This window comes from Reichenbachiella sp. MSK19-1 (assembly GCF_003590315.1).
Taxonomy (GTDB): Bacteria; Bacteroidota; Bacteroidia; order Cytophagales; family Cyclobacteriaceae; genus Reichenbachiella; species Reichenbachiella agariperforans.
The window spans coordinates 461,972-486,849 of record NZ_MIER01000015.1; the positions used below are offsets into that span (position 1 = coordinate 461,972).

A 24,878-nucleotide genomic window follows, 5' to 3' on the forward strand; every position below is an offset into this window, starting at 1 on the left:
TGGTAACTCAACGATACAAAAAAGCCTCTGATTCGAATCAGAGGCTTTTTTGTATCTATGTAATTGTTATTTGGAGACTGGAGGCAAAGTGACAAAAAGGTGTTTCGGAACCGAAAACAAGCATTTTTCAGCAGAACCTACATATTCTCCTCGTCTTCCTCAAACCCGGAAAACATACTTCCAATCAGGTCATCTATTCGCATCCCATTGTCCAAAGTATGCTTGCTCAGGTAACTGTACTCAACCAGCGCGAACAGCACAAATTCCATTAAGAAATAACGAAGAGACTCATCCTTGAGTCCTTTGATCTGTTTTTTAACCAAATCACCGAGACCTGGCACTTTATCCAGTTCCTTTCGGTAGTTTTTTTCAGAGTAGTCATTCAGTACATCGATCACATTCTCCTCACCGAACCACTCTGCAATCTTCTTGTACGGATCGACCTTCTCTCTACTCTTACGTACCTCATCTGGATCTTCAAAATAGTCGGTAAACAACGTACGGATGGCTTTGCCGATCAAGTTGTGCGCTACGATACCTGGACCTTCTTGTTCACCCTCATAAACCAGTTCTATCTTGCCCGTGATCGATGGGATCACACCAATAAAATCGGTAATCCGCACACTCCCTTCTTTCTCATTGTTGCGAAGCAAACGTCGCTCTATACTAGAGACCAAGTTTTCGTAAGACGATATCGTTAATCGTGCTGACACGCCACTGTTGACATCTACATATTCGCTCGTTCGCGCCTCTACTGCTATTTGCTCTATGAGCAGTTTCGCAATCTCATTGACCTGTACATGTTCTAGGTTAGCAGATTTGGCTTCTTGTTCTGTGATTTTCAAACCAGTATGTATGGATTTAGGATAATGCGTGATGATCTGACTCCCTAATCGGTCTTTGAGCGGTGTCACGATACTCCCTCTATTGGTGTAGTCCTCAGGGTTAGCTGTGAATACAAATTGAATTTCTAAAGGAAGCCTTAGCTTAAAGCCTCTTATCTGAATATCTCCTTCTTGTAGAATATTAAATAATGCTACCTGTATTCGCGGTTGCAAATCAGGCAATTCGTTGATCACGAAAATACAGCGATGCGACCTAGGCACCAGACCATAGTGTATCACACGTTCGTCCGAGTAGGGCAACTTGAGTGCCGCTGCTTTGATAGGATCTACGTCGCCTATCAAATCCGCAATAGACACATCTGGCGTAGCGAGCTTCTCTGTGAAACGCTCATCTCGGTGCAACCATGACACAGGTGTACCATCTCCTTTTTCCTCGATCAACTGGTGGGCAAAACTGGACAATGGACGCAAAGGATCATCATTGAGTTCGCTCCCCTCTACCACTGGCACATACTCATCGAGCAAGTTCACCATCAGACGAGCCATACGTGTTTTGGCTTGCCCTCTGAGTCCTAGCAGGTTGATATTATGCTTGGAAAGAATCGCTCGCTCCACATCAGGAATGACCGTGTCATCATACCCCAAAATCCCCTCAAACACATTGACTTGATCCTTGATCGATTGTATCAGGTTCTCTCTCAACTCGTCTTTGATCGATCTCGCCTCATAACCACTCTTCTTTAACTCCCCTAAGGTCTTGATTGCCAATTTCGAATCTTGATCAAGTTTTTCGTATGCTTTTACCATCTGTAGTTCTTCCTTCTATTTTTCTTAAAGTCTTCAAACACTATATGTCCCAATCCCTGCAAATCACTGTAATAGGCATTGCCATTATTTGCAGCAGTAAAGTCCCTCACAAACTCTTTGAGATATGGGTCGGACGCAATCATAAATGTAGTGACAGGTATATTTAATTTGCGACAGCTCGCCGCTAAATTCAAGGTTTTATTGATAATCTTGGGATCCAACCCAAAACTGTTTTTGTAGTATTTAATCCCAACTTTCATACAGGTGGGCTTACCATCTGTAATCATGAAGATTTGCTTGTTTTGATTTTTACGCTTTCGCAAAATATCCATCGCTAGTTCGAGACCCGCTACGGTATTGGTATGATAAGGCCCTACGCTGAGGTATGGCAAATCCTTGATATCAATTCGCCAAGCATCGTTACCGAACACAATCACATCTAGTGTATCCTTCTTGTATTTTTTGAGGATCAACTCGGACAAGGCCATCGCAACTTTCTTGGCAGGCGTGATTCTATCCTCTCCATAGAGAATCATAGAGTGACTGATGTCAATCATGAGGACGGTAGATGTCTGAGTTTTGTATTCGTTATCCACCACTTCCAAATCATCTTCTGTAAGCGTAAAGTCCGAAAAACCATGGTTAATCTGTGCATTTCGAATGCTATCCGTCATCGCTATATTGTCAGGCGAATCCCCGAATTGAAACTCGCGCATATCTACGCCTTTTTCATCTCCCTGACCATTGACGAAAGCCTGATGACTTCCCTGTCCTGATTTACGGAGTTTCCCAAAGATTTCTTCCAATGCACTCTTTCGAAAGTCACTCTCCGTTTTGGCAGTAATTTTCAATTTACCTTCCCCAGGCTTATCATCTAGATAGCCTTTGTCCTTTAGTTCTTGGATAAAATCACCAATCCCATAATTCTCCGTCGAGACGTTGTATTGCTTATCTAAGTTAGTCAACCAGCTCAGAGCTTCATTTGGATCTCCCGAAGTAATGAGTAATAACTCTCTAAAGATATTCCACAAGCTATCAAAAGTGCTTTGGTTTTCCTTATCTGGCGGTATAAAATCCGTAAAACGGTATCCTTGCATATATGTGAGTTAAACTGACCCTTTCAATAAAACTAATATTATTGTTTAGGGTTTTAGCATTTATTGATTAATTTAAAAAAACTTAAACTTTCCTTTTCAATCCCAACAAGATGGCCGGAAGACGCCCCATATTTGCTTCACTAGTTCATGACCTGATCATGTTCGTACGAGATCACACTTTCAAGATACTTTTAGAGCCGAAAGCGGGCAAACCCAAGAAGAAAACCGACAACATAGATGATCTAAAAAGAAACACGAATAAGTAACTAATTAAAGAAAAGCCCGCATGTATCAGATATATGCGGGCTTTTCTTTGGCGTAGATTTTTTTATTTCTGTTGTTCTGGCATAGTACCAAAAATAATATCCCAAAGCGGTGTACTCACACCAAATGCTCTATGTGGCTGCTTGTAGTGATGTATCCCATGATGCACCCACCAGATTTTAAAGGCATTCTTAGGGGGCTGAAAAGCATGAACCATATAATGCACCCAGAGATAAGAAGCATACCCCATCAATATCCCTGGCAAAAAGGCATAAACGAAATCGCCCATTGCAAAACGAAATACAAAAAACAATATCGCTGAGAGTGCTAGGCTCACAGGAACAGGCATAGCTAGCCTATCTTTGTCTCTTGGAAAATCATGATGCACGCCATGTGCTGTATAGACAAATTTCTTACGAGCGGGGGTCGTCTCAGGCATGTGAAATACGAATCGATGCATGATATACTCTACCAGACTATAGAGCAATAAGCCTCCCAAAAACCAAACCAATACCTGTAGTCCCCCTATTCCTTTGGCGACCACTGCTTGATAAAGCAAATAAGTAGAAACTGCAGAAAACGCGACAAGAGGCGCTGCGATGTGTGTTCGGGTTAGTTTCTCAAGAACAGGATTTTTAAAAATCCTTCCACTCCCAGAAGTTTTAGGCATTTCGGTGAATTATTGTTGTGTTGATCAAATATATGAGCAAATACGAAATTAATCCAAACTAGTTTTTCCTTTTCGCTCAAATTAAGATACTACAGCCTGCTTATAATCTTTAACTGTCTGAATATAAAACTCTTCATACATCGGAAGTATGTTTTTAAGATCAAAAACTTTGGCTCTAGCCAAGGCTCTTTGCTTAAAACCGGGAAGGTTCGCATCGTCTAAGATTTTTAGTGCCGCTACGGCCATGGCATCTACATCTCCAACTTTACAGATATACCCAGAATCGCCATCTTTGTTGAGTTCGGGCAACCCTCCAGCATCTGTACTGACCAGAGGCACCTCACACGCCATCGCCTCTAACGCTGCGAGTCCAAAGCTCTCCTTCTCGGAGGTCATCAGAAACAAGTCACTGACACTCAGCACTTCTTCTACTGCCTCTAGCTTACCCAGAAAACGCACATCATCACCCTGACACACCGTATCTCGTGCCAATGCCTCAATATGAGTACGCTCAGGACCATCTCCCACCAATAGCAACTTAGCAGGTATCTTTTCACGAATTTTGCAAAAAACCTTAATTACATCTTCGACACGTTTAACCTTTCTAAAGTTGGACGTGTGTACGATGAGCTTTTCATCATTCTGGCAGATCGCTTTTTTGAAATGATCCTTCTTCTGTTTTTTAAATCGTTTGAGGTCTATAAAGTTAGGTATCACTTTGATATCCTTCTGGATGTTGAAATGCTCCAATGTATCCCGCCTTAAGTCATCGGAGACCGAAGTGATACCATTGGACTGGTTGATAGAGAAAGTTACTACTGGAGCCAAAGATGCATCCTTGCCCACGATGGTAATATCTGTACCATGCAAAGTGGTAATAAACGGAATATCGTACCCTTCCGTTTTTAAAATCTCTCGTGCCATAAAGGCCGCCGAAGCGTGTGGCACTGCATAATGTACATGAAATAAATCAAGCTTTTCGTGCTTGGCTACATCCACCATCTTGCTTGCTAATGCAATCTCGTATGGCGGGTATTGAAACAAGGGATAAGGTTTAATATCTACTTCGTGATAGAACAGATTCTCATTGAAGAAATCTAATCGAGTGGGCTGTGAATAAGTGATAAAATGAACCTTATGACCTTCTTGCGCCAGCGCCTTCCCTAATTCAGTTGCTACCACACCCGATCCACCGTAGGTTGGGTAACAGACTATTCCAATTTTCATAAATTTATATTTTGTCCCGTACGTGATGTATCGTCCTCCACGGTCTGCGATATTAAGCACCAAAAATGCTTCTACATCTGATGATTCACAACCTTCTGTCCTGATAATATCGACTCATACATCAAATCGTGAATCTTAGTACGTGTATTACTCTTGATGAGTTTGTAATTATTAGGGTCGGGATAGACACGGTTGGACAAAAACACATAGACTAGGTCGTTTTCAGGATCAGCCCAAACCAATGTACCTGTAAACCCTGAGTGCCCAAATGATCGTTCAGAGGCATATTTAGAGGTGTTTCCTACTGCCTGACGTGGCTTATCCCACCCTAAGGCTCTACTATATTTAGGATCCGTTTTTTCTGTAAATAATTGTACCAAAGCTGGATCAAAATACTGTTTACCTCCATAGTAACCTCCTTGCATCATCATTTGCATGTACTTCGCTAGGTCATTGCTATTGGAGAACAAGCCCGCATGACCACTCACACCTCCAAGCAAGGCAGCATTGCGATCATGTACTTGACCTCTCAGTAGGTCATGACGAAACGAATCATCCTGTTCGGTCGGTGCGATTTGATCTGCCGAAAAATGGCGCAAAGGATTGTAAGAAGTGTGGTCCATAGAGAGCGGGTTATAGAATAGGCTATCCACCAATCTATCGAACCCCATTTTCTCTCGCTCCTCCACGGCATCTTTCATTATCATGAAACCCAGATCACTATATAGATAGCGGTACGTGTTGTCTGGATTTTTCAGGCTATTGTAGGTCGAGCTACCGATCCATGTAGAGATAGAATCCTCCCAATTAACCGACATGTATTCATATTTCTTTCTTTTGATCTCCTTTTTGTAATAGAACGCAGCACTGTCGATCAAGAATTCGGAATTCTTCCAAAACGGTAGATAAGAACGTAAGCCTGATTGATGCGTCAGCATATCCGAGACGATCAAATCGGACTTATCCGTTTCGCTAAACCTCGTAGAGAAATCCCCCAACCGACCATTTAAATCCAAATGCCCCTGTGCCACCTCTTGCATGATCATCGGCACAGTAGCTGCCGTCTTGGTGATCGAGGCTATATCGTAGATATGATCCCATGCTACTGGCACCAAGCTGTCATACGTCAAATAACCAAAAGACTTTTGATAAACAACAGCACCATCTTTGACCATCATGATTTGACACCCTGGAAACATCTGATCTTTGATTCCTTCCGCTACAATACTATCGATTTGATCGAGCTTTCTCACGTCAATCCCCAACAGTACCGGATCCATGTACTGCAACCTGCCCAAAGACTTTTTAGATACCCCCATCCTTTCTGATGTGCTACCCAAATAAGCAGGCAAAGTTCCCGAAACATCCACAGCACCAAAAGCCACCTGCACCATGAGCTCCATGCTTTGACTGTCATGTTCAGGCGTCCACAGCAAGGTTTCTAACCCCATGAGATACCGCAGATTTGACCAATGGCCCTGATAGATCACTCCAATCTGGTAAGTGTCCGCTAGTGACTCTATCAGCGATACATAATACTGAATCTCACTAACCCGAAAAACACTCGACAAGTCTACAATCACATGACTATGCAGAGGGATATTAACCTCCGCACTATCTGGACAATACGCCGACAACTCATCTAACGAATAGTGCTGGCCTGACTTATACAAATCCATCGTGTGCCCCATCACTGACTGGTGTTCATTGGATGAGAAAGAATAAACTGGATACCCCATAAGGTTCTGTATCGGGAAGTAGTCTACTTCGTCTTTGATCAGGGTGATAGCCTTGGATTTAAAAGCATAGATCATGCGATCAGAGAACCGTTCTGTAGTGGGGTATATCGTATTGGGTTTTGATTGAATGGAATGCCAATGCTGGTAGTACTTTTTAACCGCAGTTTTAAAATAACTCTTCTTCGCCACCTCACTGTGCAACAATTGCTCGACTAGGTATGGGCTACCATTGTTCACGGTCGACCAGAGCACATCGACTCCTCTATTCCATTGGTTCTTTTTATGATCCTCCAGGCTTTTTCGGTCTAGCGACTCGATGACCAGCCCCTCAAACTTCGTTTGCTTCCTAAACGCTCTGTTCGGCTTTTTCTTGGTCAAGGCATGATCTGCCACGGCACCAGACTCTAACCAAAGTACATTTTCCCAATTTATCTGTTCCTGGTACTTGGAAACAAAAGCTCTCGTGCCATTGCCAAACGACAAACTCACTCCACTATCCTTCAAAACAGACCAATACAACAATGTCTTTTGTACATCCAAATCATCAAAATAGACTGGCAATTGATCATAGTGCAATACATCTACCCCCATGTCTTGGAGCGTGGCAGCATTAGCCTCTGCCAGCTGACGAACCAAATCAAGGTCTGTCAAACAAGATACGATTTCATCCTCAGGCATCTCTCCCAGTCCATCAAAGGGAAGTTCGAATACACCACTCGCTTTGGCCGCTACGAGTGGAGCGACCACTGCCTCTCTTTCCAAAACCTGTATCCATTTTTTGACTTGCGCCCTATCACCGTCACTGATGTAGATAGCACCTATTCCATAGTTCAGGGCCAGGTTCATGACCACAGAGCGATCATGCGCATCCTCGAACCTTGGTAGGTTCATATAGACTACTGGCAGTGCTGATTTGGTCTTGTTCCACGTCACATACAAGGAATCCCTGTCCGCAGATGTCCCTACCTCTGCGGCGTATCCCCATGTACTGAGACCTAAAAAAAGAAAAACGATCAGACCAACCTGCTTCATGTATCGACGTAATAAATTATATTCTAAGTAACTTTGCTCTGGTAAGCGCAAGAACCTAAGAGAGGTGGGTTGTGGACAACAAATTGAATTTTTGTTTAAATAACAATCTATCATAAATTAGAGAATAACATAAACAATGCCACATATTTTTAACGACGAATACCTCAATTCACTATGAAAATACCGTCATTCATCAAAACCTCCAGATACAGTCGATTTCACATCGAGCCTAGATATTATGACCCGATCAAGGAAGAAATAGAAGGCAAGATGAAAGCGGCACGTGAGCGACTCAACCGACAAGAAGAAGAGGACTCATCTATCGAGTATCAATCAAGTATATCGGCCGCTTTCGGCAAGCGAGAACGTCGGTCTGGTCAGACCTCTATCGTCCAACTCGGACTGGCGATGGCCATATTTGCACTCGTGGTTGGCTGGTTGTTTTTTGGCAATGATGTATTCTATGTTTTCCTACTACTCTCCCCATTATATTTCTATTTTCGCCTTAGAAAACGAAAAGCGCCTAGAGATTAATGCCTGATATCATCCACTTATTACCTGATGCGATCGCCAACCAAATAGCGGCTGGAGAAGTCGTCCAACGCCCTGCCTCTGTAGTCAAAGAACTACTCGAAAACAGCGTGGATGCAGGCAGTACCAAAATACAACTCATCGTCTCAGACGCAGGCAAAAACCTGATCCAAGTCATCGACGATGGCAAAGGCATGAGCGAAACAGATGCTCGCATGAGTTTCGAACGACATGCGACTTCCAAAATCCGAAAATCAGAGGATCTATTCAATATCCTAACCATGGGATTTAGGGGAGAAGCCTTAGCCTCTATCGCGGCAGTCGCACGCGTAGAACTCAAAACCAAAACAACTGATGCAGAACTAGGCAGCTCTATCATCATAGAAGCGTCTGAAGTCAAGAGCCAAGGCCCTGACTCGATGAACCAAGGCACGACACTATCGGTCAAAAACCTGTTCTACAATGTACCCGCCAGACGAAACTTCCTCAAAAGTAACTCTGTCGAGATGCGACACATCATTGACGAGTTTCAGCGGATATCACTAGCCAACCCACAGATTGGTTTTTCTTTGATCCAAAACGACAAAGAGGTCTACAATGCTCCCGCAGGGAAACTTAGCCAGCGCATCGTGCACCTCTTTGGGAAAAACTATCAAACCCAGCTCATCACCTGCCAAGAGGAGACCGAGTGGTTTAAAGTAACGGGGTATATCGGCAAACCGGAACACGCCAAGAAGACACGTGGCGAACAATTCTTCTTCGTCAACAACCGATTCATCAAGAGCAGTTACCTCAACCACGCGGTGCAAGGTGCCTACGAAGGCTTAATCAAAGATGATCAGCATCCGTTCTATACTCTCTTCATCGAAATGGATCCAGCCCGCATCGATATCAACGTACACCCAACCAAGACCGAAATCAAATTCGAGGATGAGCGCAGCGTCTACGGCATCATCAAATCAGCCGTCAAGCAGGCACTAGGCGCACACAATGTCACGCCCTCTTTGGACTTTGAGACGGATGTCAACTTCGAAAACTTCGCCGTACACACCCAAAGATTCGAATCGGGTGCCACACGCAAAGATTCAGGCTATGGCAATTTCAAGTCTTTGGATCAGAAACAAGGAAAGTCCGTCAGATGGGAGAGCCTCTATGAGAGTGCCATCAACGAATCTTCTCTATCTCCTGCCGAAATCCGACAAGAGGAAATGGCAGGCTTTGACCAGAGCATCCCCGACGAACCTCGCGAAAAGGTACAGATGGAGATCGCTTCCACTCTATCATCCAGCCATGATGCGCCGACCTCAGGGACATCTGACCCTGTACTGATGCATGAAAAGTACGTCATGAAGCAAGTCAAGTCAGGCGTCATGATACTGGATGCTACCCTAGCACATGAGCGCATCCTCTACGAAAACTATCTCGGGACGCTAGAAAACAAAACAGGGATGACGCAAAAAAGTCTCTTTCCGGTAAGTCTAGATTTGAGCCCTGCTGACTTTTCGCTCGTGATGGAGTTAGAAAAAGAAATCATGGCATTGGGTTTTGAATTTGAAGTATTCGGAGACAAAAGCATCGCCATCAATGGTGTCCCCGCTGATGTACAGCACATCAACGAAAAGGAACTGTTCGAAGGACTGATCGAGCAGTTCAAGTACAACAAATCCGAACTCTCACTCAACACCCAGGAGAGTATCGCCCGTGCCATGGCCAAACGATCTGCGAGTCGAACCAAAATTTCCAAAGAGACATTAGAACTCAAAACCCTCATAGACCGTTTGTTTGCCTGCAGCCAGCCTAACTATACCCCCAATGGTACACCGACTTTTGTTATCTTGGGGCTCGAAAAAATTGTAGAATTTTTTAAGTACAAATAGATGTTTAATCTAACTCCTATGGTGAAGAACATCCTGATTATCAATATCGGGGTATTTCTGATCGGTTCTTTTCTTAATTTCAACCTGTCTCACTTATTTGGTGTCCATTACATCTTCTCAGATGGGTTCTTCATCTTCCAGTATGTAACCTACATGTGGTTGCACGCCAGTTTCATGCACTTGTTTGGCAACATGTTCGCCGTGCTGATTTTTGGCCCTATGCTGGAGCGCGTCTGGGGTGCCAAAAAGTTCTTGTTATTCTATCTCATCACGGGTATCGGAGCGGGTCTCCTCTATGGCGTAGCTGATACGGTAGAAAAGGGCCGTTTTAGCACAGACACCGAACAGTTCGTCGATCATCCAAACCCAGAGGAGTTTTACATCTATATTCATAACTATGCAGATGGCTATGACATGGTCAAGCTCGGAGATTTTGCGGATACTTACTACGACAACCCTGAAAACCTCTCCTTCGCCAGCCAGGCAGTGAGCATCGTCAACCAGATCTACAATGAGATGTCTAACATCCCCATGGTCGGTGCGTCGGGTGCAGTCTTTGGGATACTCATGGCATTCGGGATGCTGTTCCCTAATACTGAACTCATGTTGCTGTTTCCTCCGATCCCTATCAAAGCCAAATATTTGGTGTTTTTCTATGGAGCGTATGAACTATATTCGGAGATCAATCGTACCGGAGGAGACAATGTCGCCCACCTTGCCCACCTCAGTGGGATGTTGATCGCATTTATATTGTTGAAATACTGGGCTAGGAATGGCCGAGATTTTTATTAAAGTAAAGTAACGCTATGGACAATTTGATGGATGATTTTAAGAATGCATGGAAGAGACCTAACAATGCCCTTCCGCAGATCATCATTATTAACATTTCGGTATTTATAGTACTCGCCGTACTCAATATCTTCGGGAAGATCGCTGGGATAGATACGGTCTCCAACTTTATCATAGACCAATTCACCATCCCTCCTGCATTTGCAACGTTTTTGACGAGACCTTGGACGCTACTCACCTATGCCTTTGCGCATAGCCTATCGAGCATCTTTCACATTCTCTTCAACATGCTGGTGCTGTACTGGTTTGGTCGGTTGATCGTAGAGTATATCGGCAATCAAAAACTGATCAACCTATATGTACTCGGCGCGCTGGCGGGCGGTCTCATCTACCTGATGGTGTACAACCTGATCCCATACTATATAGAGAGGTCCAACTTCAACGGAATGGTCGGAGCATCCGCAGCAGTCTATGCGATCACAGTGGCCGCAGCGACACTGCTGCCCAACTACACGTTCCACCTGATGTTCATCGGCCCTGTGAAGATCAAATACATCGCAGGGTTCTACATCGTCATCTCATTCTTGGGCGCAGTGGGTAGCAATGCTGGCGGCAATATCGCCCACCTAGGTGGGGCACTGATCGGCTTCTTATACATCAAACAACTGCAGTCGGGTACTGACTGGGGGATTTGGATCGGCAGCATTATGCGCTTTTTCAAAAGTCTATTTGTTCGACAGCCTAAGATCAAAGTCACCCATAAGAAAACCAAGAGCCAAAGCAGCAGTCGTAGTTCGTCATCTGCGACATCCAGTACAGGACACAACATCGCCGATCAGGCAGAAATCGACGCTATCCTAGACAAAATCTCACAGTCTGGCTATGAAAGCCTCTCCAAAGAAGAGAAACAAAAACTGTTCAATGCCAGCAAAAAGAGCTAAGAAGCAGGAAGAAACAAAAACGCCCTAGTTGATTAGATCAACTAGGGCGTTTTCATATCAGGATAAAACTCCGTTCTATTCCACTTCTTCCTCGACCTCTTCCTCTTCCAGTTCGGACACTGGTGTCAGGTTATCCGGGATCGCTTCTTCATCTGCGTCATATGGATACACCTCGACGATATTCGTCTTCGCGATCGATGGGATTTCGAAAGGTACCAGCATAGTGTTTAAGCTTTCGCTCACTCGCTCAAATGCCTGTTTGAGATCCTCCGCATTGACCAAAAAGTAGGTGTTGACTTTGACCTCCTTGTCACTATCACCATCCACTGTCGAGTAGGATACTTTGGCTTTGTACCAATAGTCCGCATCTTCTAGATGCAGCAGTTCTCCGATATTGGTCTTCGTAATGCTATTGACAGAAAACTCACCGCTCACATCTCTCTCCATTGCCTCGTAGATACGGGACTCTGCCTCTGTATAAGTCAACGCATCCACCAAAAAAGCCTCTGTGGTCTGTTTCATCACACCCTCTTCATCGACCTTACCGTACTTTACTTTACACGAATACCAAATTCTCATTTTATATACTTTTGTACTGTTAAAAATCCATTTACTTCAGCCCAAAAGTAGAACTTAGCCTGACTAAATTCTAATAATACAAGTCCGATCCTTAAAGTATTTTATATTTTTACTTTTAGAAAAAATATAAAATCATATCTATGAGATTCATAACATTAGTACTCCTAACGATCAGCCTCAATACCTATGCCCAAGTGGGAGATCCCTTCCCAGAGATGTCTACCGAGTCGCTCACGCACCAGCTCATAGAAATACCCGATCATACCATGGGCAAATACACCCTGCTGTGTATCGCCTACTCCAAAAAAGCAGAAGAAGATCTCGGCAAATGGTTTTCGCCTATCTACACCAACTTTATCCAAAAATCGACAAGCCCATTTGCCTTTCACTACGACATCAACACCTATTTCATCCCGATGTTTACTGGAGCGAAACGACCCGCCTACAAGAAAGTGATGAAAAAAACGCAAGCGTCTGTCGATCCGCTGATCCAGCCTCACGTCCTCTTCTATGAGGGTACACTGATCGAATACAAAACCAAATTGGATTTTAATGATTCGAAAATCCCCTACTTCTACATTTTAGACCCAGAAGGCAAAATCATACACTTCACCTCTGGCAATTACTCAGACAAGAAAATGCAAGAAGTCATCAATGCTCTCGCTCCCTCACTGAAATAATCAAGTATCCCTCGGCAAACTACCCCATGACCCCATTGTAATTTCCCACTAGTTTGAAAACGCCAACTACTATTCTTGTCCTGTTGGAAGGTGGGAAATTCTTGGTCGGGTGTTTGTTTGGATGGTATGGCTACCCAAGATTCAATATTTGAAAACCAGGTAAAACCCACTATTGTTGGGCTTTTATGACCTTTGAACAAAAGCTAAGCTTACCTAGGCCTGAAGGTAAGCTTACCAGAGCCCCAACCTAAGCTTACTACAGGGTGAAACTAAGCTTACCTCGGCCCTGAGGTAAGGCAACATGGGAGCCGAACTAAGCTTAGGTTGGAGAGGTCAGGTCTCACCCCCCTCCCAACCCAAAATATAGCACCCACCTCATAGCGTTTTGTGATATTCGAAGGGATTTGCCTATAGCCTTGGGAAATACCGACAGGAAATACTAGTTTGGCTTTACCAAGTCGATCAGCAGTCGGCTTCCCGCAGCATTTTCGAGAAATAAGTACACGATCAAGGGAAGCTTGCTATAAGCTTTGAACCCTTCTCCTGAGGCATTACTCAGAATCCGAATAGCCCTTCTGTAGATTTTTGGAGCAAGTAGGTCTCAACCTAGGATTGTTGTTTGGTCACTAGACTATCACTATCTTCGAAGTGTGCAGCCATCTCTATCCTGTGAGCTACTCTATTGAGAGCTGTCACTACGTAGAAAAATAAAGAACAGTAATACAAGACATAGCGGATATAAAGTGCACATTTACACAAATGTTGTGTTTCATTGTGCTTTTGAATAAAAATAGCTTTTCAATACATGATTAAGTAAATTTGCCCTATGGCAGCAGCAGAACAAATAAAAAGTTTAATCAAATCTTTTGGGGATGGAGATGAATCTCGATTCTTTGCTACTGCTATGCAAATTGCTGCTTCTGAAGCAAGAAAGGGACATACTACTTTTGCACAAGAGCTTAAAAATTTAATTGAACGTGCGAAAAAGGGGCGTTCAAATTCATTTTTAGATGGTGCTAAAACTATTTCAATATCTAAACCAAAAAGAGAATTAAATGAACTTATTGAGGTATTTCAACCTAAGATCAAGCTCAATGATATGGTGTTGGATAAACAAGTTAGAGAATCTTTAGATCGTGTTGTTGAAGAACAAAGAAAAATAGAACTTTTACGACAACATAATCTGACCCCAAAAAGGAAATTATTGTTGACAGGAATACCTGGTTGCGGTAAAACAATGACAGCTCAAGCTTTAGCAGGAGAATTGGGTCTTACTGTTTTTATAATTCGACTGGACGGCCTTATGTCCAAATTCATGGGAGAATCCATTGCAAAGTTGAGAATGATTTTTGATGCAATGGAAGATCATAGAGGAGTTTATTTGTTTGATGAATTTGATTCTATTGGCGCACAAAGAGATCAAGGACAAGATGTAGGTGAAATAAAGAGAGTTCTAAATAGTTTTCTAATCAATATCGAAAAAGATCAATCTAATAGTATTGTAATCGCAGCAACTAATTTACCTGAATCACTAGACAAAGCACTATTTAGAAGATTTGATGATATTATCCGCTATCCATTACCAGAAATTGAAGAGATTAAAAAAGTTCTAAAAAAGAATCTATCTGGATTCTCACTCTCGAAAAGAATTTCTCTTGATAAAATTGCAAAAGAAGCAACTGGGCTAAGCTACTCAGACATTGTTAGAGCTTGTGAAGAGGCCATAAAGGAAATGATAATTATGGGTGAAAGTAAAGTTCCCGTGTCATCCCTTATGACTTCACTCGAAAAGCGAAAACAATAATTTTAAATGGCTGACCAAAACTCACTTCGACATATAAAAATTGAAGGTTATTCTCAAACAGACGAATTTGTAAGCCCAAGAGGCGGTGGTAAACCACCTCCAATTAGAGTTAGAGAAAGAGGTATTCACGGAAGTAAAATTCGGGAACATTTAAATAACATTAAACTAGAATTTGATGCATTAAAGGATATTGAACTTCCAAATGGAATAGTTAGAGATGATGCTATTTATGTTGAATTCATCTCTGAATTTGACTTTAAACCTGCATTTGATAGTTTTCATAGTGATGCAAAAACTTCGAAGTACGAACTCTTAAATATAAAAGAAGAAATAATTGATGGAAAGGTAAGGTTTAGAATTAATGTAATGCTCACTGAAGGAGGGATTAGTCACTTTCTTAGTAGAGTCAATGATTACATTTCTTCAGAAACTGAAACTCCAAAACATAACAGATTAATCAGTAACCTTGAATCTATCCAAATTGCAACATTAAAAGCCTTTTGGACAGAACCTAATGAAAACCCGTTTCCAAATGAAGATGAAGTTGTTTGGTGGGAAGTTTGGTTTAGAAAGAAATCAGGCATAGACCATACATCGGAGTATGGGAAAATTATTTTTCAATTAGGCTTAGTAAATGCAGAAATTGCTGATAGCGAATTAGTTTTTCCTGAACACTACATAAAATTAATAAAAGCTTCTCCACGTCAACTTTCAGAGTCAATCTATTTATTAGATAATCTAGCAGAGCTAAGAAAGCCTAAAGAAACTGCTGATTTCTTTACCACTTTTAATATCTCAGAAAAGGAAGATGCATTTAATGAATTACAAAGCCGAATCGAGAATCAAACAAATGAAGACAGTTTAGCTATTTGCATTTTGGATGCGGGAGTACAAAGACAACATCCGTTACTAAAAGATTTTATATCTGAAAATAACTTATTCAGCTATAAGCGAGATGATTGGGGTGTTCATGATAGCGGAAGTGGTATAATTGGTGGTCATGGAACTGGAATGGCTGGACTAGCATTATACGGAGACCTTACCACAGCAATGTCTTCAACAAACAATATTCAAGTTTATCATCAATTAGAATCTGTTAAGTTTATCAATAAACCAGATCCACATGATCCTGAATTCTATGGAGCAGTAACAATTGAGGCAGTAAACTCACCTATTGTTACAGCTCCCTTTCGCCCTAGAATTTACTGCATGGCAGTTACTGACAAAGATCAAGCATTCTATGGTAGACCTTCTTCTTGGTCTTCTGCTATTGACAAAATAACATTCGGAAATGAAGGTGAAAACCTAGAAAAACAACTATTCTTTATTTCTGGAGGAAATGTTTTTCTAGAAAATCCCAATGACTTTCTGAATAAAAATTTTTATGAATCGGTTCATGACCCTGCTCAAGCATTTAATGCTATTACTGTTGGTGCTTACACAGAAATGGACACTTTTGATTTCGAAGAATTTCCAGACTCAGAACTATTAGCTGAAAAGGGAGGAATGTCTCCTTCTAATTCTACTTCCGTAATTTGGGAAAATGATTGGGCTATTAAGCCTGATTTAGTAATGGAAGGTGGAAATTTGATTAATCAAAGAGGTGATATTGTTGCACCTCATTCATTGCAACTCTTGACTACTCACAAGGATTATCGTACTACATTATTACAGACCTTTAGTGATACAAGTGCTGCTACTGCTTTGGCTTCTCGTTTTGCAGCGCAATTGAAAACTGAATATCCAGACTTATGGCCAGAATCAATTAGAGCATTAATGATACATTCTGCTGATTGGACACAAGCCATGTTAGGAGGGGAAAATATAAAAAGTGTAGAATCATTTAATAAGCAAGAAAAAAGAAATTTACTAAGGTCTTTCGGGTATGGTGTTCCAAACTTAAAAAAAGCCTTGTACAGTGCTCAAAATTCTCTTACCCTAATTGCAGAAAAGGAGATTACCCCATATAGAAAGGATGGAAATATTAAGTTTAATGATATTCATTTATTTGAGCTTCCATGGCCAACTGAAATACTTCAAGAAACTCTAGGTGAAACAGATGTGAAATTAAATATTACACTATCCTATTTTATTGAACCAAACCCAGGTAGTAGAAAGTATAGTAATAAGTTCAGTTACCAATCACATGGATTGCGATTTAATGTAATCAAACCTGGAGAAGACACCGAAACGTTCCAAAAAAGAGTAAATAAAAACACTCGTGAAGAGGGAGAAGTTGGTTTTTCAGGTGAAGATTGGATAATTAAAGAGCAATACCGTAATAAAGGATCTATCCACCGTGATTTTTGGATTAGTTCAGGAGCAGATCTTGCAACAAGAAACTGTATCGCAGTTTACCCAGTTTCTGGTTGGTATAGAATGAGAAAGAAACTTGAAAAATATGATTCTACAATTAGATATAGCCTAATTGTTACAATTGAAGCTCCTGAAGTTGATGTAGATATTTATACTCCTATTAGAACACTAATACCAATAGAACTGTAGGTATGGTTATCACATTGATTGAAAAACGAAAACACAATGAGTAGACGGCTAACGGTCAAAATGACCGCCAGTGTGCCTCTCACACCACCCGATCGGTCGCAATTCCATTGCGACCGAAATGTTCTAGAAGATGAAGAACGCATCACAGATGCGCTCAAGCAAGAGATGAAGGTAGTGAGCATTTGTCATGTGACATTCCGCTCACATGATCATATCTACAGCTGCTCAAGTGAGCCATGCCATCCTCGTCTGTGACGAGGACGAGTCTAGTTTCATCACTCCGATACTTGGACGCGACCACCCCACAGATATTGCCTCCAAGGCGTAGCGGATGTCTTGTGATTGAGTAGGATCTATTTGGTTTGAGGTGTATCAAACCAGACAGCCCCCTACCCCAGACTATACAATCCTAATAGAACTTCTTGCTGTTCTTCTTCTTGATTTTTTTCTTTTTGGAGAAGACCTCCTTGACTGCTTTTACCATATCTGTGAGAATAGAATAAGCCATGCTTCTCTTCGTGTATGTTTTGTATTGTGCCTTCATGATTGTATTGTTTTATAGGTAAACCAAAGAAATAATCCCACAGGCTATCACCACAGACTCTATCAATACCAACAAAGCCAACATCCAATCCTCCGTAGTGAATGGGCTGTTGGCTCTGTTCTGGTTGAAAAAATGCTTGTTGATCATCATGTAGAATTTCTTGACACGAAGAAGCCACATGGGTCTGATAAAGCACTGAGAGATGGATTAGAAATCGATTAGAAGTTAGCCTTCTGCGAGAGGGAACACGACCCTGACCGTCGTCCCGACCCCCAACTCGGAGGTGATATGCATCTGTCCTTCGTGTAGCTTGACGATTTCATTGACGATAGACAGTCCTATCCCAGAGCCTGGAATCGCACCGACATTCATGGCTCTAAAAAACGGGTCAGCAATCATGGGCAAATCCTCCTTCGGAATGCCTATCCCCCTATCCTCAAAGGCGATAGATACCGTATGGTCCCTGGCATCAAACCCGATATGAAGCAAGACCGCTTGGTTATCCGAAAATTTCAAGGCGTTTTTAGCGATGTTAGAAAAGGCGATAATCAACCAGTTTTTGTTCCCTACGAGTTGGTATGACTCCTCCTCGCTTTCGTAGTTTACCTTGATGCGGTCCTGCCCGAGGTAGCGAAACATAAAAGCCTGCAGCTCCAATATGACATCCTCGACCCTAAAACTTGTCTTCTCAAAGTACTTGCTCCCTCCTGTACTCACCTCTGTGAGTTGGATCAGGTCCGCTATGATCTGTGCTAGTTTATCCGTTTCGGTCATCACCACTTGGAGAAACCCCTGATACTCTTCGACCGTCCGGGTGCGCTGTAGCGCGACATCCGACTGCCCACTAATGATGGTGAGAGGCGTTTTCAATTCGTGAGAGGCATTCGCCAAAAATTTCTTCTGGAGGTCAAACCCCTTTTCTAACCTGTCTAACATCTCGTTGAGCGTCACTTCCAGCTGACGAACTTCATCGTTTCTCTCACTGACCACTACACGACTGGACAACTTGCTGGCATTGATTTCCTTGAGTTGAGCCGCTAGCGTTACGATAGGAAAGGTAATGTTCTTGGCAAAAAACCACCCCACCAAAAACTGAACGATCATCGTCAAAACCAACCCGGACAACATGCTGCTGACTAGATCACTCAGTTCCTCTTCGCTCTCGTCATCTACCGCCGTGAGTAGAATAATAAAGTCCCCCTGATTGTCCGTATAAAACAAGCTCACCCACTGCTGCGTGTCTTTGTAGTAGCGGTACTCGCCGTGACGAAGCGTCTCACGCAACACCTCTCGCTCCAGTACGCCCTCAGCTATCGATCCCAAAGTATCGGACACAGGGATAACATAGAGCCGCTCCTCGGTGAGTTTGACCGAATGACTCAGAATGATCTCTTGGTATATCTCTGCTGCCAACTCATCCTTTTCCAAAAGCACTTCCCCTTCGAGATTCGCTTTGTCCATCAGGTCATCAAAAAAATTATCTTCCATGTTGTCCTTAGAGGTGAAATACACCAAGGACATAAAGAAAAGTAAGGCAAGCCCCGTCAAAAAGGAAAACAATATCGCTACACGCAGGCGTATCATATGTCCTCTATTTTGAGCACATAACCTATCCCCACCACAGTATGAATGATGCGGTCTTTCGCTTCCTTCTCAATCTTCTTTCTCAGGTAATTGACATAGACATCCACGACATTGGTCGTCAACTCAAAGTCAATCCCCCAAACCTGATTGAGCAGTTGCTCCCGAGTCAACACCCTGTTTTTGTTGCGAATCAAACAACACAGCAACCGATATTCTGTATGGGTCAAATTGATCTTTTCTCCGTTGCGCTTGACTGATTTGAGGTGATCATCGACCACTATATCCGCAAAACTCAAGATGTGATCATCGACTACCTTCTCTCGGGTAGCACTACGTCGTGTCACGGCAGTCATCCTCGCGATCAGTTCTTCGAACTTGAAGGGCTTGACCAAGTAATCATCCGCTCCTGTTTCCAGTCCAGATATGACGTTTTCGGTAGTGCCTAGGGCAGTCAACATGATGATGGGTGTTTGCATCTTCTTTTCACGTGCTTGACGCAAAAAATCCATGCCATTGATGCCTGGCAGCATGATATCCAACAGCACCAAATCATACTCATGCCCCACGAGCATCTCGAACCCCGACTGTCCATCCAAAGCTACCGAAACACTGTGACCATGTTCTTCGAGTCCCATTTTCAGAAATGAAACCACCTGCACCTCATCCTCAACAAGCAATATTTTCATCTGACAAAAAGTAAATTCGAGTAAAATTCCACAATATTCCTTTACCCTGACACTTTTTGGAATTAGAATGTAATGAGAGAAGCGCTGGACCCTATCATCACGAATAAAATAGCATCCGCTTACTTTACCCGTCACGCTTGTTTGGGCGGATGTTATTAGAGGCAGCACCTCTTTCTAAGACTCTGGCAAGCCTTTTTTAAGCACTGATGCTGCTCGCGAGGAGCAGCATCACGCCCAAGTTTATAACAAACTTCATTTGAGATTTATTATTATTTCCCCCTTCACGAGAAGAATGATTACTCTGAAAGCTGAATCAAGAAACCACCGTTGGGTTTCAAAATAATTGGCAACTGGCCGTCTTCAGCAACAGTGATTTGATCTTGCACCAAGTCTCTGTTGGTCATTCCGTCATTGATCATGGTTCCTTGGAGTCCTTTGACAAAAGAAAGATCCAAAGTCAACGCCTTTTCTTCGGTTTCCCCATTGATGCCAGCGATGAACCAGTTCTTGCCACTGCGGCGGGCCATCACGACCTGCTTGCCAGGGAATCCATCGACAAATACGGTCTCATCCCATTTGACAGGTACGGCGCGCATTGCCTCACGCACAAACTCTGGAACGGCCTGCATACCCTCTGCCGTCTCTGCATAGTGCTGCACACCCGACACGAATAGTACCGATAAAGCCAATTCGAAACCATTGGAGGACAAACGTTTGATGTTCGGTATCTCCGAGAATGCCACGGGCGTGAAATCCATCGGATCGAATACGTTTCGAGTGAACGGCAACATCGCACAATGTGGCACTGCTACATCTGCATCCTTTTGATCGAAAGTGATAAACTCCATCCCTTTGATCGACTCCATAGAGACGAGGTTAGGATAAGTTCTCTGCCAGCCACGAGGCAAAGTACAGCCGTGAAAGTTGACCATGATTCCCGCCTCTGCAGCATCCGTCAATATCTCGTGATAATACTCAATCACCGACTGACCGTCTCCACCGAAGAAGTCAATCTTCACTCCTTTGATACCCATCTCTTTGATACGCTTAAACTCTGCCATTCTAGACTCAGGAGTCAGCATCATATCCTTTGGGGTCTGAAAAGTCTCATTCCAATTGCCTGCTGAGTTGTACCACAGCAATAAGCCTACGTCTTTGGTCGCTGCATAGTCCACCAGCTCTTGGATCTTTTCATAGCCGATCTGCGTATCCCAGAGCGCATCGATGAGGCAGTACTCCCAGCCCATGTCTGAGGCATAGTCTATGAACTGCTTGGATACGGGGTAGTTGGTCATATCGTCCTTGAGTAGTACCCAGCTCCAAGAGGCACGTCCTGGCTCTACCCATGAGAAATCCCCTGCAATCGCAGGAGTCGCGACATCAGTTCCCAGCGTAGACTCGGTCACGGTCTTGAGCGAACCAATCGCCAATACTCTCCACGGGCTATACCATGGCAAAGTCGACTCAGGATACAACTCCCCATCAAATATCTGCTCTGCATCTTGTGGAAAACCTACCTTGTACTCCCCTTCTGGAGATTTTGGTTCGAGTCTCGTCGCACAGTAGTTTTTGTCCAGCCCTGCTTCGGAGATGATCACCCAGTTGTCTCCTGTCTTGAACAACGCAGGGTACACCCAGCCTGCTTTGGTAGGACTGGCTTGATTCACTGATATATCCATCAAGTAATTTTCCTCATAAGACGGATTGCACTGTGCCCAGCCCGTCTTGGCATCTGCGCATGGTTGCAACCATGCACGGGCATCGTTTGGCAAATTGAAAGTCGTCAGTTCGTCCGTGATGAACTTCTGCTCTCCAGCCTCTCCCAAAAAATGGTAACGAAAAGCCACTCCATCATCTGAGAGTTGAAAGATCACTTCCATGATTTGATCCTGTGCATTCGCGAAAGTGAAAACCTTTTGGTTGGCAAGATACTGGTTGTCTCGTCTCTTCCCTACTTTGAGCGTATAACTATCCTTGATCGATTTGCTCTCCGATGTAGCGGTCAATTTCAGTCCTGCAGTAAATTCCCCGTCCTGTCTGCGTACACCCAGTTGAGATGTCTCTAGGACGGCAGTGCCATCTTTGGTTACTGAGTAGCTAGCATTCCCTGTTTCGGATAGTGCCACCGTCAGTACCAACGTGCCATCTGGGCTGCTGACTTGGTTGGAGGTAGTATCTACAGAGGGCTGACAAGAATAGAACAATCCTATCATCGCCATCCATGCAATCATCTTTCTTTTAAACATGCTTGTAGTCTTTTGTTTGTTTTAGAATTTCAAGCAATAAATATAGTGAGATTAAGTAAAGTGTACGAACTACACTTTACTTAATCTGTACTTTTATTTCCCTTTGGATTTGATCCGAAGCATTCCCAATGTAAAGCACATAACTACCTGATTCTACTTTCCAATCTGAGCTCTTCTCGTCGTAGTAAGCCAAATCGGACACAGGTATCGTCAGCGAGCCTGTTGCAGACTGCCCTGCTTCTACTGTGATTTTATCAAAGCCTTTCAATTCCTTCTTGGCTCGATTAACTTTGGATTTAGGTTTTCCGACATAGACTTGTACCACTTCTGCACCTGCAGTTTTGCCGGTATTCGCGACAGCATAAGACACCGTGATTTCGTCCGTCAAACTATACTTTGTCCGGTCCGTCGTGATCGCTGACACAGCGAAATCCGTATAAGACAACCCGTACCCAAAAGCATACTGCGGCGTGACCTTCTTGGTATCGTGCCATCTGTAGCCCACAAGAATATCCTCCTTGTAATACTGATCGATGCTGTCACCAGGGTATGACATCTCTCCAAAGCTATGCGCAGCGTTGTCTTTCAGCTCCTTCGGGATCGAAAAAGGCATCTTACCCGACGGATTGACATCCCCACTGATCACGTCAGCCAGTGCATATCCAGCCATACTGCCAAGGTACCAACCTTGCATCACGCCTTTCACTTTTGGCAGCCAAGGCATGGCGACTGCATTGCCACTGATGAGGACCAACCCGAGGTTGGCATTGACAGCAGCCAACTCGTGGAGCAATTCGTCCTGCCCGAAAGGCAAGCCATACTGCAAACGGTCACCGCCCTCACAATCCTGGTAGTGGTTCTTGTTGAGCCCACCAAAGAACAACACGACATCTGCATCCTTAGCCACTGCTAGCGCAGCTGCTTTCAATGAGTCCGCATCATACGGAGAAGGCAACGCACGACCATAAGCCGGCGCACCCGAAGCATACCCCATGCTGTGTACGATCTCCGCCTCCCTATAGCGCTCACGCAATCCCTGCAAAGGCGATATCTCAAACTGCGCCTTCAGCTCCGAAGAGCCTCCACCCAGCGTCATCTGACGAGTGGCATTTTCACCGATCACGGCAATCTTCAGTTTCTGATTGGGGTCAATTGGGAAGAAGTCTCCTTCATTTTTCAGCAAAACGATCCCCTCGGTCGCTACTTGTCTTGCCACAGCGTGATGCGCGGCATTGTTGACACGGCCCAGTGGTTTGGTCGCATCCATGCTGGTGCGATACATCAGACGTAGGATTCTACGCACCTTGTCATCCACCAAATCCTCTGACAAATCACCTGCTTTGATCTGGTTCAAAAACGGGCTCGCCAGGAAGTAATTGTCATAGGCTAGCGCCTTGGAAGCTGTCAGGCCGTTAGTCCAAGTTCCCATCTCAATATCGAGACCGTACTCGGCAGCCTGTTTGGTGTCATGTGCACCACCCCAGTCGGTAACTACTACACCATCAAAGCCCCAGTCTGTCTTCAAAATATCGTTGAGCAACAGCTCGTTGTGACAGCAGTGCTGCCCTCTGAACTGATTGTATGCCCCCATGATCGACCAAGCTTCGCCCTCTACCACTGCTGCTTTGAAGGCTGGCAGGTAGATCTCGTGTAGCGCTCTGTCGCTCACATGGACGTTGATGTGTCCTCTCCATAGTTCTTGGTTGTTGAGCGCATAGTGTTTGACGCAGGCTGCTACTCCATTTTGTTGTACGCCTTGGATATAAGGCACTACCATTTGGGAGGCCAAATAAGGATCCTCGCCCATGTATTCGAAGTTTCGCCCGTTGAGCGGCGTACGGTAGATGTTGACACCAGGGCCGAGGAGTATGTCCTTTTTGCGGTAACGCGCCTCCTCACCCACAGCCACTCCATAGGCCGCAGATAGCTCCGGGTTGAAGGTAGAAGCCAGAGCCGTCAGCGCCGGAAATGCAGTGATCGAATCGTTGGTCCAGCCGGCATAGCCCCAGTTGTCCCAGTTGATCTCGGCACGCACACCGTGTGGCCCATCCGACATCCAGATCTCGGGGATACCGAGTCTAGGTACTCCAGGCGAACTGAATTTGGACTGTGCATGACACATCGCGACCTTCTCCTCCAGCGTCATCAAGGCGATGAGGCTGTCAATTTGGGATTCCCGTGCCGTCTCCGTGCTTTGTCCAAGCGCGGAGAGGCATGAGAAAACCATTACCAATGAATACAAAACAAATTTCATGTTACTTTTCTTTATGACTTAAATAGGTTGATTGGGTTGTCATTTTCATCATAGGGCACTTTTCGCATCTCACCAAGTTCAAACCCCGACAGGTTTATGCCATTCTACAGCAACAAGGCACTTAGAACTTCATTTGACTCAATGGTCGAAACCTGCCAGGTTTAGTGAGGGCCTTCT

20 protein-coding genes are annotated in these 24,878 nt (G+C 43.8%); 8 read left to right on the forward strand and 12 right to left on the reverse strand.

Annotated features, from left to right (window positions below; all coding sequences use genetic code 11):
* Window positions 1–137: 137 nt before the first annotated feature.
* The 5 genes from BGP76_RS10100 to BGP76_RS10120 all read right to left on the reverse strand — a co-directional run bounded on the left by BGP76_RS10100 (window position 138) and on the right by BGP76_RS10120 (window position 7,681).
* Complete coding sequence (locus BGP76_RS10100; protein ID WP_119844574.1) at window positions 138–1,652, reverse strand: magnesium chelatase; 1,515 nt, start codon at window positions 1,650–1,652, stop codon at window positions 138–140.
* Complete coding sequence (locus BGP76_RS10105; RefSeq protein WP_073124531.1) at window positions 1,646–2,749, reverse strand: VWA domain-containing protein; 1,104 nt, start codon at window positions 2,747–2,749, stop codon at window positions 1,646–1,648. Before BGP76_RS10105 ends, BGP76_RS10100 begins: the two co-directional genes overlap by 7 nt.
* 328 nt (window positions 2,750–3,077) lie before the next feature.
* Window positions 3,078–3,683, reverse strand: coding sequence for a sterol desaturase family protein (locus BGP76_RS10110; protein WP_073124533.1), 606 nt, complete (start codon window positions 3,681–3,683; stop codon window positions 3,078–3,080).
* 81 nt (window positions 3,684–3,764) lie between these two features.
* Window positions 3,765–4,910 carry an N-acetyl-alpha-D-glucosaminyl L-malate synthase BshA gene (gene bshA / locus BGP76_RS10115; RefSeq protein ID WP_119844575.1) on the reverse strand — a complete coding sequence of 382 codons (1,146 nt, stop codon included), beginning with the start codon at window positions 4,908–4,910 and terminating at the stop codon, window positions 3,765–3,767.
* Window positions 4,911–4,981: 71 nt separating this feature from the next.
* On the reverse strand, window positions 4,982–7,681 hold the full coding sequence (locus BGP76_RS10120; RefSeq protein ID WP_158584219.1) for a serine hydrolase: 2,700 nt from the start codon (window positions 7,679–7,681) through the stop codon (window positions 4,982–4,984).
* A gap of 174 nt (window positions 7,682–7,855) precedes the next feature.
* Here BGP76_RS10120 and BGP76_RS10125 point away from each other — a divergent pair, with 174 nt between their 5' ends.
* The 4 genes from BGP76_RS10125 to BGP76_RS10140 are packed head-to-tail and all read left to right on the forward strand — an operon-like array spanning window position 7,856 to window position 11,819.
* Window positions 7,856–8,215 carry a hypothetical protein gene (locus BGP76_RS10125; protein ID WP_119844577.1) on the forward strand — a complete coding sequence of 120 codons (360 nt, stop codon included), beginning with the start codon at window positions 7,856–7,858 and terminating at the stop codon, window positions 8,213–8,215.
* A complete protein-coding gene (gene mutL, locus BGP76_RS10130; protein WP_119844578.1) occupies window positions 8,215–10,089 on the forward strand; it encodes a DNA mismatch repair endonuclease MutL in 1,875 nt (624 codons plus the stop codon). The genes BGP76_RS10125 and mutL overlap by 1 nt, the downstream gene beginning before the upstream one ends.
* Window positions 10,090–10,881: a rhomboid family intramembrane serine protease gene (locus BGP76_RS10135; RefSeq protein ID WP_119844579.1), complete on the forward strand. Its 792-nt coding sequence runs from the start codon at window positions 10,090–10,092 to the stop codon at window positions 10,879–10,881.
* Between the two features lie 14 nt (window positions 10,882–10,895).
* Window positions 10,896–11,819: a rhomboid family intramembrane serine protease gene (locus BGP76_RS10140; RefSeq protein WP_119844580.1), complete on the forward strand. Its 924-nt coding sequence runs from the start codon at window positions 10,896–10,898 to the stop codon at window positions 11,817–11,819.
* Between the two features lie 75 nt (window positions 11,820–11,894).
* Here BGP76_RS10140 and BGP76_RS10145 read toward each other — a convergent pair whose 3' ends face one another.
* Window positions 11,895–12,398 carry a DUF4494 domain-containing protein gene (locus BGP76_RS10145; protein WP_073124545.1) on the reverse strand — a complete coding sequence of 168 codons (504 nt, stop codon included), beginning with the start codon at window positions 12,396–12,398 and terminating at the stop codon, window positions 11,895–11,897.
* A 140-nt stretch (window positions 12,399–12,538) separates the two neighbouring features.
* Between BGP76_RS10145 and BGP76_RS10150 the strand changes: the two genes are divergently transcribed.
* The 4 genes from BGP76_RS10150 to BGP76_RS20530 all read left to right on the forward strand — a co-directional run bounded on the left by BGP76_RS10150 (window position 12,539) and on the right by BGP76_RS20530 (window position 17,715).
* Window positions 12,539–13,078 carry a hypothetical protein gene (locus BGP76_RS10150; RefSeq protein WP_073124547.1) on the forward strand — a complete coding sequence of 180 codons (540 nt, stop codon included), beginning with the start codon at window positions 12,539–12,541 and terminating at the stop codon, window positions 13,076–13,078.
* A gap of 826 nt (window positions 13,079–13,904) precedes the next feature.
* Complete coding sequence (locus BGP76_RS10155) at window positions 13,905–14,882, forward strand: AAA family ATPase (protein ID WP_119844581.1); 978 nt, start codon at window positions 13,905–13,907, stop codon at window positions 14,880–14,882.
* A gap of 6 nt (window positions 14,883–14,888) precedes the next feature.
* Window positions 14,889–17,387, forward strand: a complete 2,499-nt coding sequence (locus tag BGP76_RS10160) for a S8 family peptidase (RefSeq protein WP_119844582.1) — start codon at window positions 14,889–14,891, stop codon at window positions 17,385–17,387.
* Window positions 17,388–17,592: 205 nt separating this feature from the next.
* Window positions 17,593–17,715 (forward strand): hypothetical protein, encoded by a 123-nt coding sequence (locus BGP76_RS20530; protein WP_255416111.1) that lies wholly within the window; start codon window positions 17,593–17,595, stop codon window positions 17,713–17,715.
* A gap of 81 nt (window positions 17,716–17,796) precedes the next feature.
* On the opposite strand, the gene BGP76_RS20535 is transcribed toward BGP76_RS20530, so the two are convergent.
* The 6 genes from BGP76_RS20535 to BGP76_RS10180 form a co-directional block, all read right to left on the reverse strand.
* Window positions 17,797–17,931, reverse strand: a complete 135-nt coding sequence (locus BGP76_RS20535) for a hypothetical protein (protein WP_255416112.1) — start codon at window positions 17,929–17,931, stop codon at window positions 17,797–17,799.
* Between the two features lie 12 nt (window positions 17,932–17,943).
* The gene (locus BGP76_RS20325; protein ID WP_158584221.1) at window positions 17,944–18,081 is read right to left on the reverse strand and encodes a hypothetical protein; all 138 of its coding nucleotides are present in this window, start codon (window positions 18,079–18,081) and stop codon (window positions 17,944–17,946) included.
* Window positions 18,082–18,156: 75 nt separating this feature from the next.
* Entirely contained in the window at window positions 18,157–19,515 is a 1,359-nt protein-coding gene (locus BGP76_RS10165; RefSeq protein ID WP_119844583.1) for a HAMP domain-containing sensor histidine kinase, read from the reverse strand.
* A complete protein-coding gene (locus BGP76_RS10170) occupies window positions 19,512–20,201 on the reverse strand; it encodes a response regulator transcription factor (protein WP_099599074.1) in 690 nt (229 codons plus the stop codon). Before BGP76_RS10170 ends, BGP76_RS10165 begins: the two co-directional genes overlap by 4 nt.
* A gap of 296 nt (window positions 20,202–20,497) precedes the next feature.
* Window positions 20,498–22,447 carry a glycoside hydrolase family 97 protein gene (locus tag BGP76_RS10175; RefSeq protein WP_221409872.1) on the reverse strand — a complete coding sequence of 650 codons (1,950 nt, stop codon included), beginning with the start codon at window positions 22,445–22,447 and terminating at the stop codon, window positions 20,498–20,500.
* Window positions 22,448–22,523: 76 nt separating this feature from the next.
* Complete coding sequence (locus tag BGP76_RS10180) at window positions 22,524–24,701, reverse strand: glycoside hydrolase family 3 C-terminal domain-containing protein (protein WP_119844584.1); 2,178 nt, start codon at window positions 24,699–24,701, stop codon at window positions 22,524–22,526.
* Window positions 24,702–24,878: the final 177 nt, after the last annotated feature.

Coding starts and splice junctions, on each gene's coding strand:
- BGP76_RS10100 (WP_119844574.1), bottom strand. CDS start 1,652: ATGGTAAAAGCATACGAAAAACTTGATCAAGATTCGAAATTGGCAATC.
- BGP76_RS10105 (WP_073124531.1), bottom strand. CDS start 2,749: ATGCAAGGATACCGTTTTACGGATTTTATACCGCCAGATAAGGAAAAC.
- BGP76_RS10110 (WP_073124533.1), bottom strand. CDS start 3,683: ATGCCTAAAACTTCTGGGAGTGGAAGGATTTTTAAAAATCCTGTTCTT.
- bshA (WP_119844575.1), bottom strand. CDS start 4,910: ATGAAAATTGGAATAGTCTGTTACCCAACCTACGGTGGATCGGGTGTG.
- BGP76_RS10120 (WP_158584219.1), bottom strand. CDS start 7,681: ATGAAGCAGGTTGGTCTGATCGTTTTTCTTTTTTTAGGTCTCAGTACA.
- BGP76_RS10125 (WP_119844577.1), top strand. CDS start 7,856: ATGAAAATACCGTCATTCATCAAAACCTCCAGATACAGTCGATTTCAC.
- mutL (WP_119844578.1), top strand. CDS start 8,215: ATGCCTGATATCATCCACTTATTACCTGATGCGATCGCCAACCAAATA.
- BGP76_RS10135 (WP_119844579.1), top strand. CDS start 10,090: ATGTTTAATCTAACTCCTATGGTGAAGAACATCCTGATTATCAATATC.
- BGP76_RS10140 (WP_119844580.1), top strand. CDS start 10,896: ATGGACAATTTGATGGATGATTTTAAGAATGCATGGAAGAGACCTAAC.
- BGP76_RS10145 (WP_073124545.1), bottom strand. CDS start 12,398: ATGAGAATTTGGTATTCGTGTAAAGTAAAGTACGGTAAGGTCGATGAA.
- BGP76_RS10150 (WP_073124547.1), top strand. CDS start 12,539: ATGAGATTCATAACATTAGTACTCCTAACGATCAGCCTCAATACCTAT.
- BGP76_RS10155 (WP_119844581.1), top strand. CDS start 13,905: ATGGCAGCAGCAGAACAAATAAAAAGTTTAATCAAATCTTTTGGGGAT.
- BGP76_RS10160 (WP_119844582.1), top strand. CDS start 14,889: ATGGCTGACCAAAACTCACTTCGACATATAAAAATTGAAGGTTATTCT.
- BGP76_RS20530 (WP_255416111.1), top strand. CDS start 17,593: ATGATCATATCTACAGCTGCTCAAGTGAGCCATGCCATCCTCGTCTGT.
- BGP76_RS20535 (WP_255416112.1), bottom strand. CDS start 17,931: ATGAAGGCACAATACAAAACATACACGAAGAGAAGCATGGCTTATTCT.
- BGP76_RS20325 (WP_158584221.1), bottom strand. CDS start 18,081: ATGATGATCAACAAGCATTTTTTCAACCAGAACAGAGCCAACAGCCCA.
- BGP76_RS10165 (WP_119844583.1), bottom strand. CDS start 19,515: ATGATACGCCTGCGTGTAGCGATATTGTTTTCCTTTTTGACGGGGCTT.
- BGP76_RS10170 (WP_099599074.1), bottom strand. CDS start 20,201: ATGAAAATATTGCTTGTTGAGGATGAGGTGCAGGTGGTTTCATTTCTG.
- BGP76_RS10175 (WP_221409872.1), bottom strand. CDS start 22,447: ATGTTTAAAAGAAAGATGATTGCATGGATGGCGATGATAGGATTGTTC.
- BGP76_RS10180 (WP_119844584.1), bottom strand. CDS start 24,701: ATGAAATTTGTTTTGTATTCATTGGTAATGGTTTTCTCATGCCTCTCC.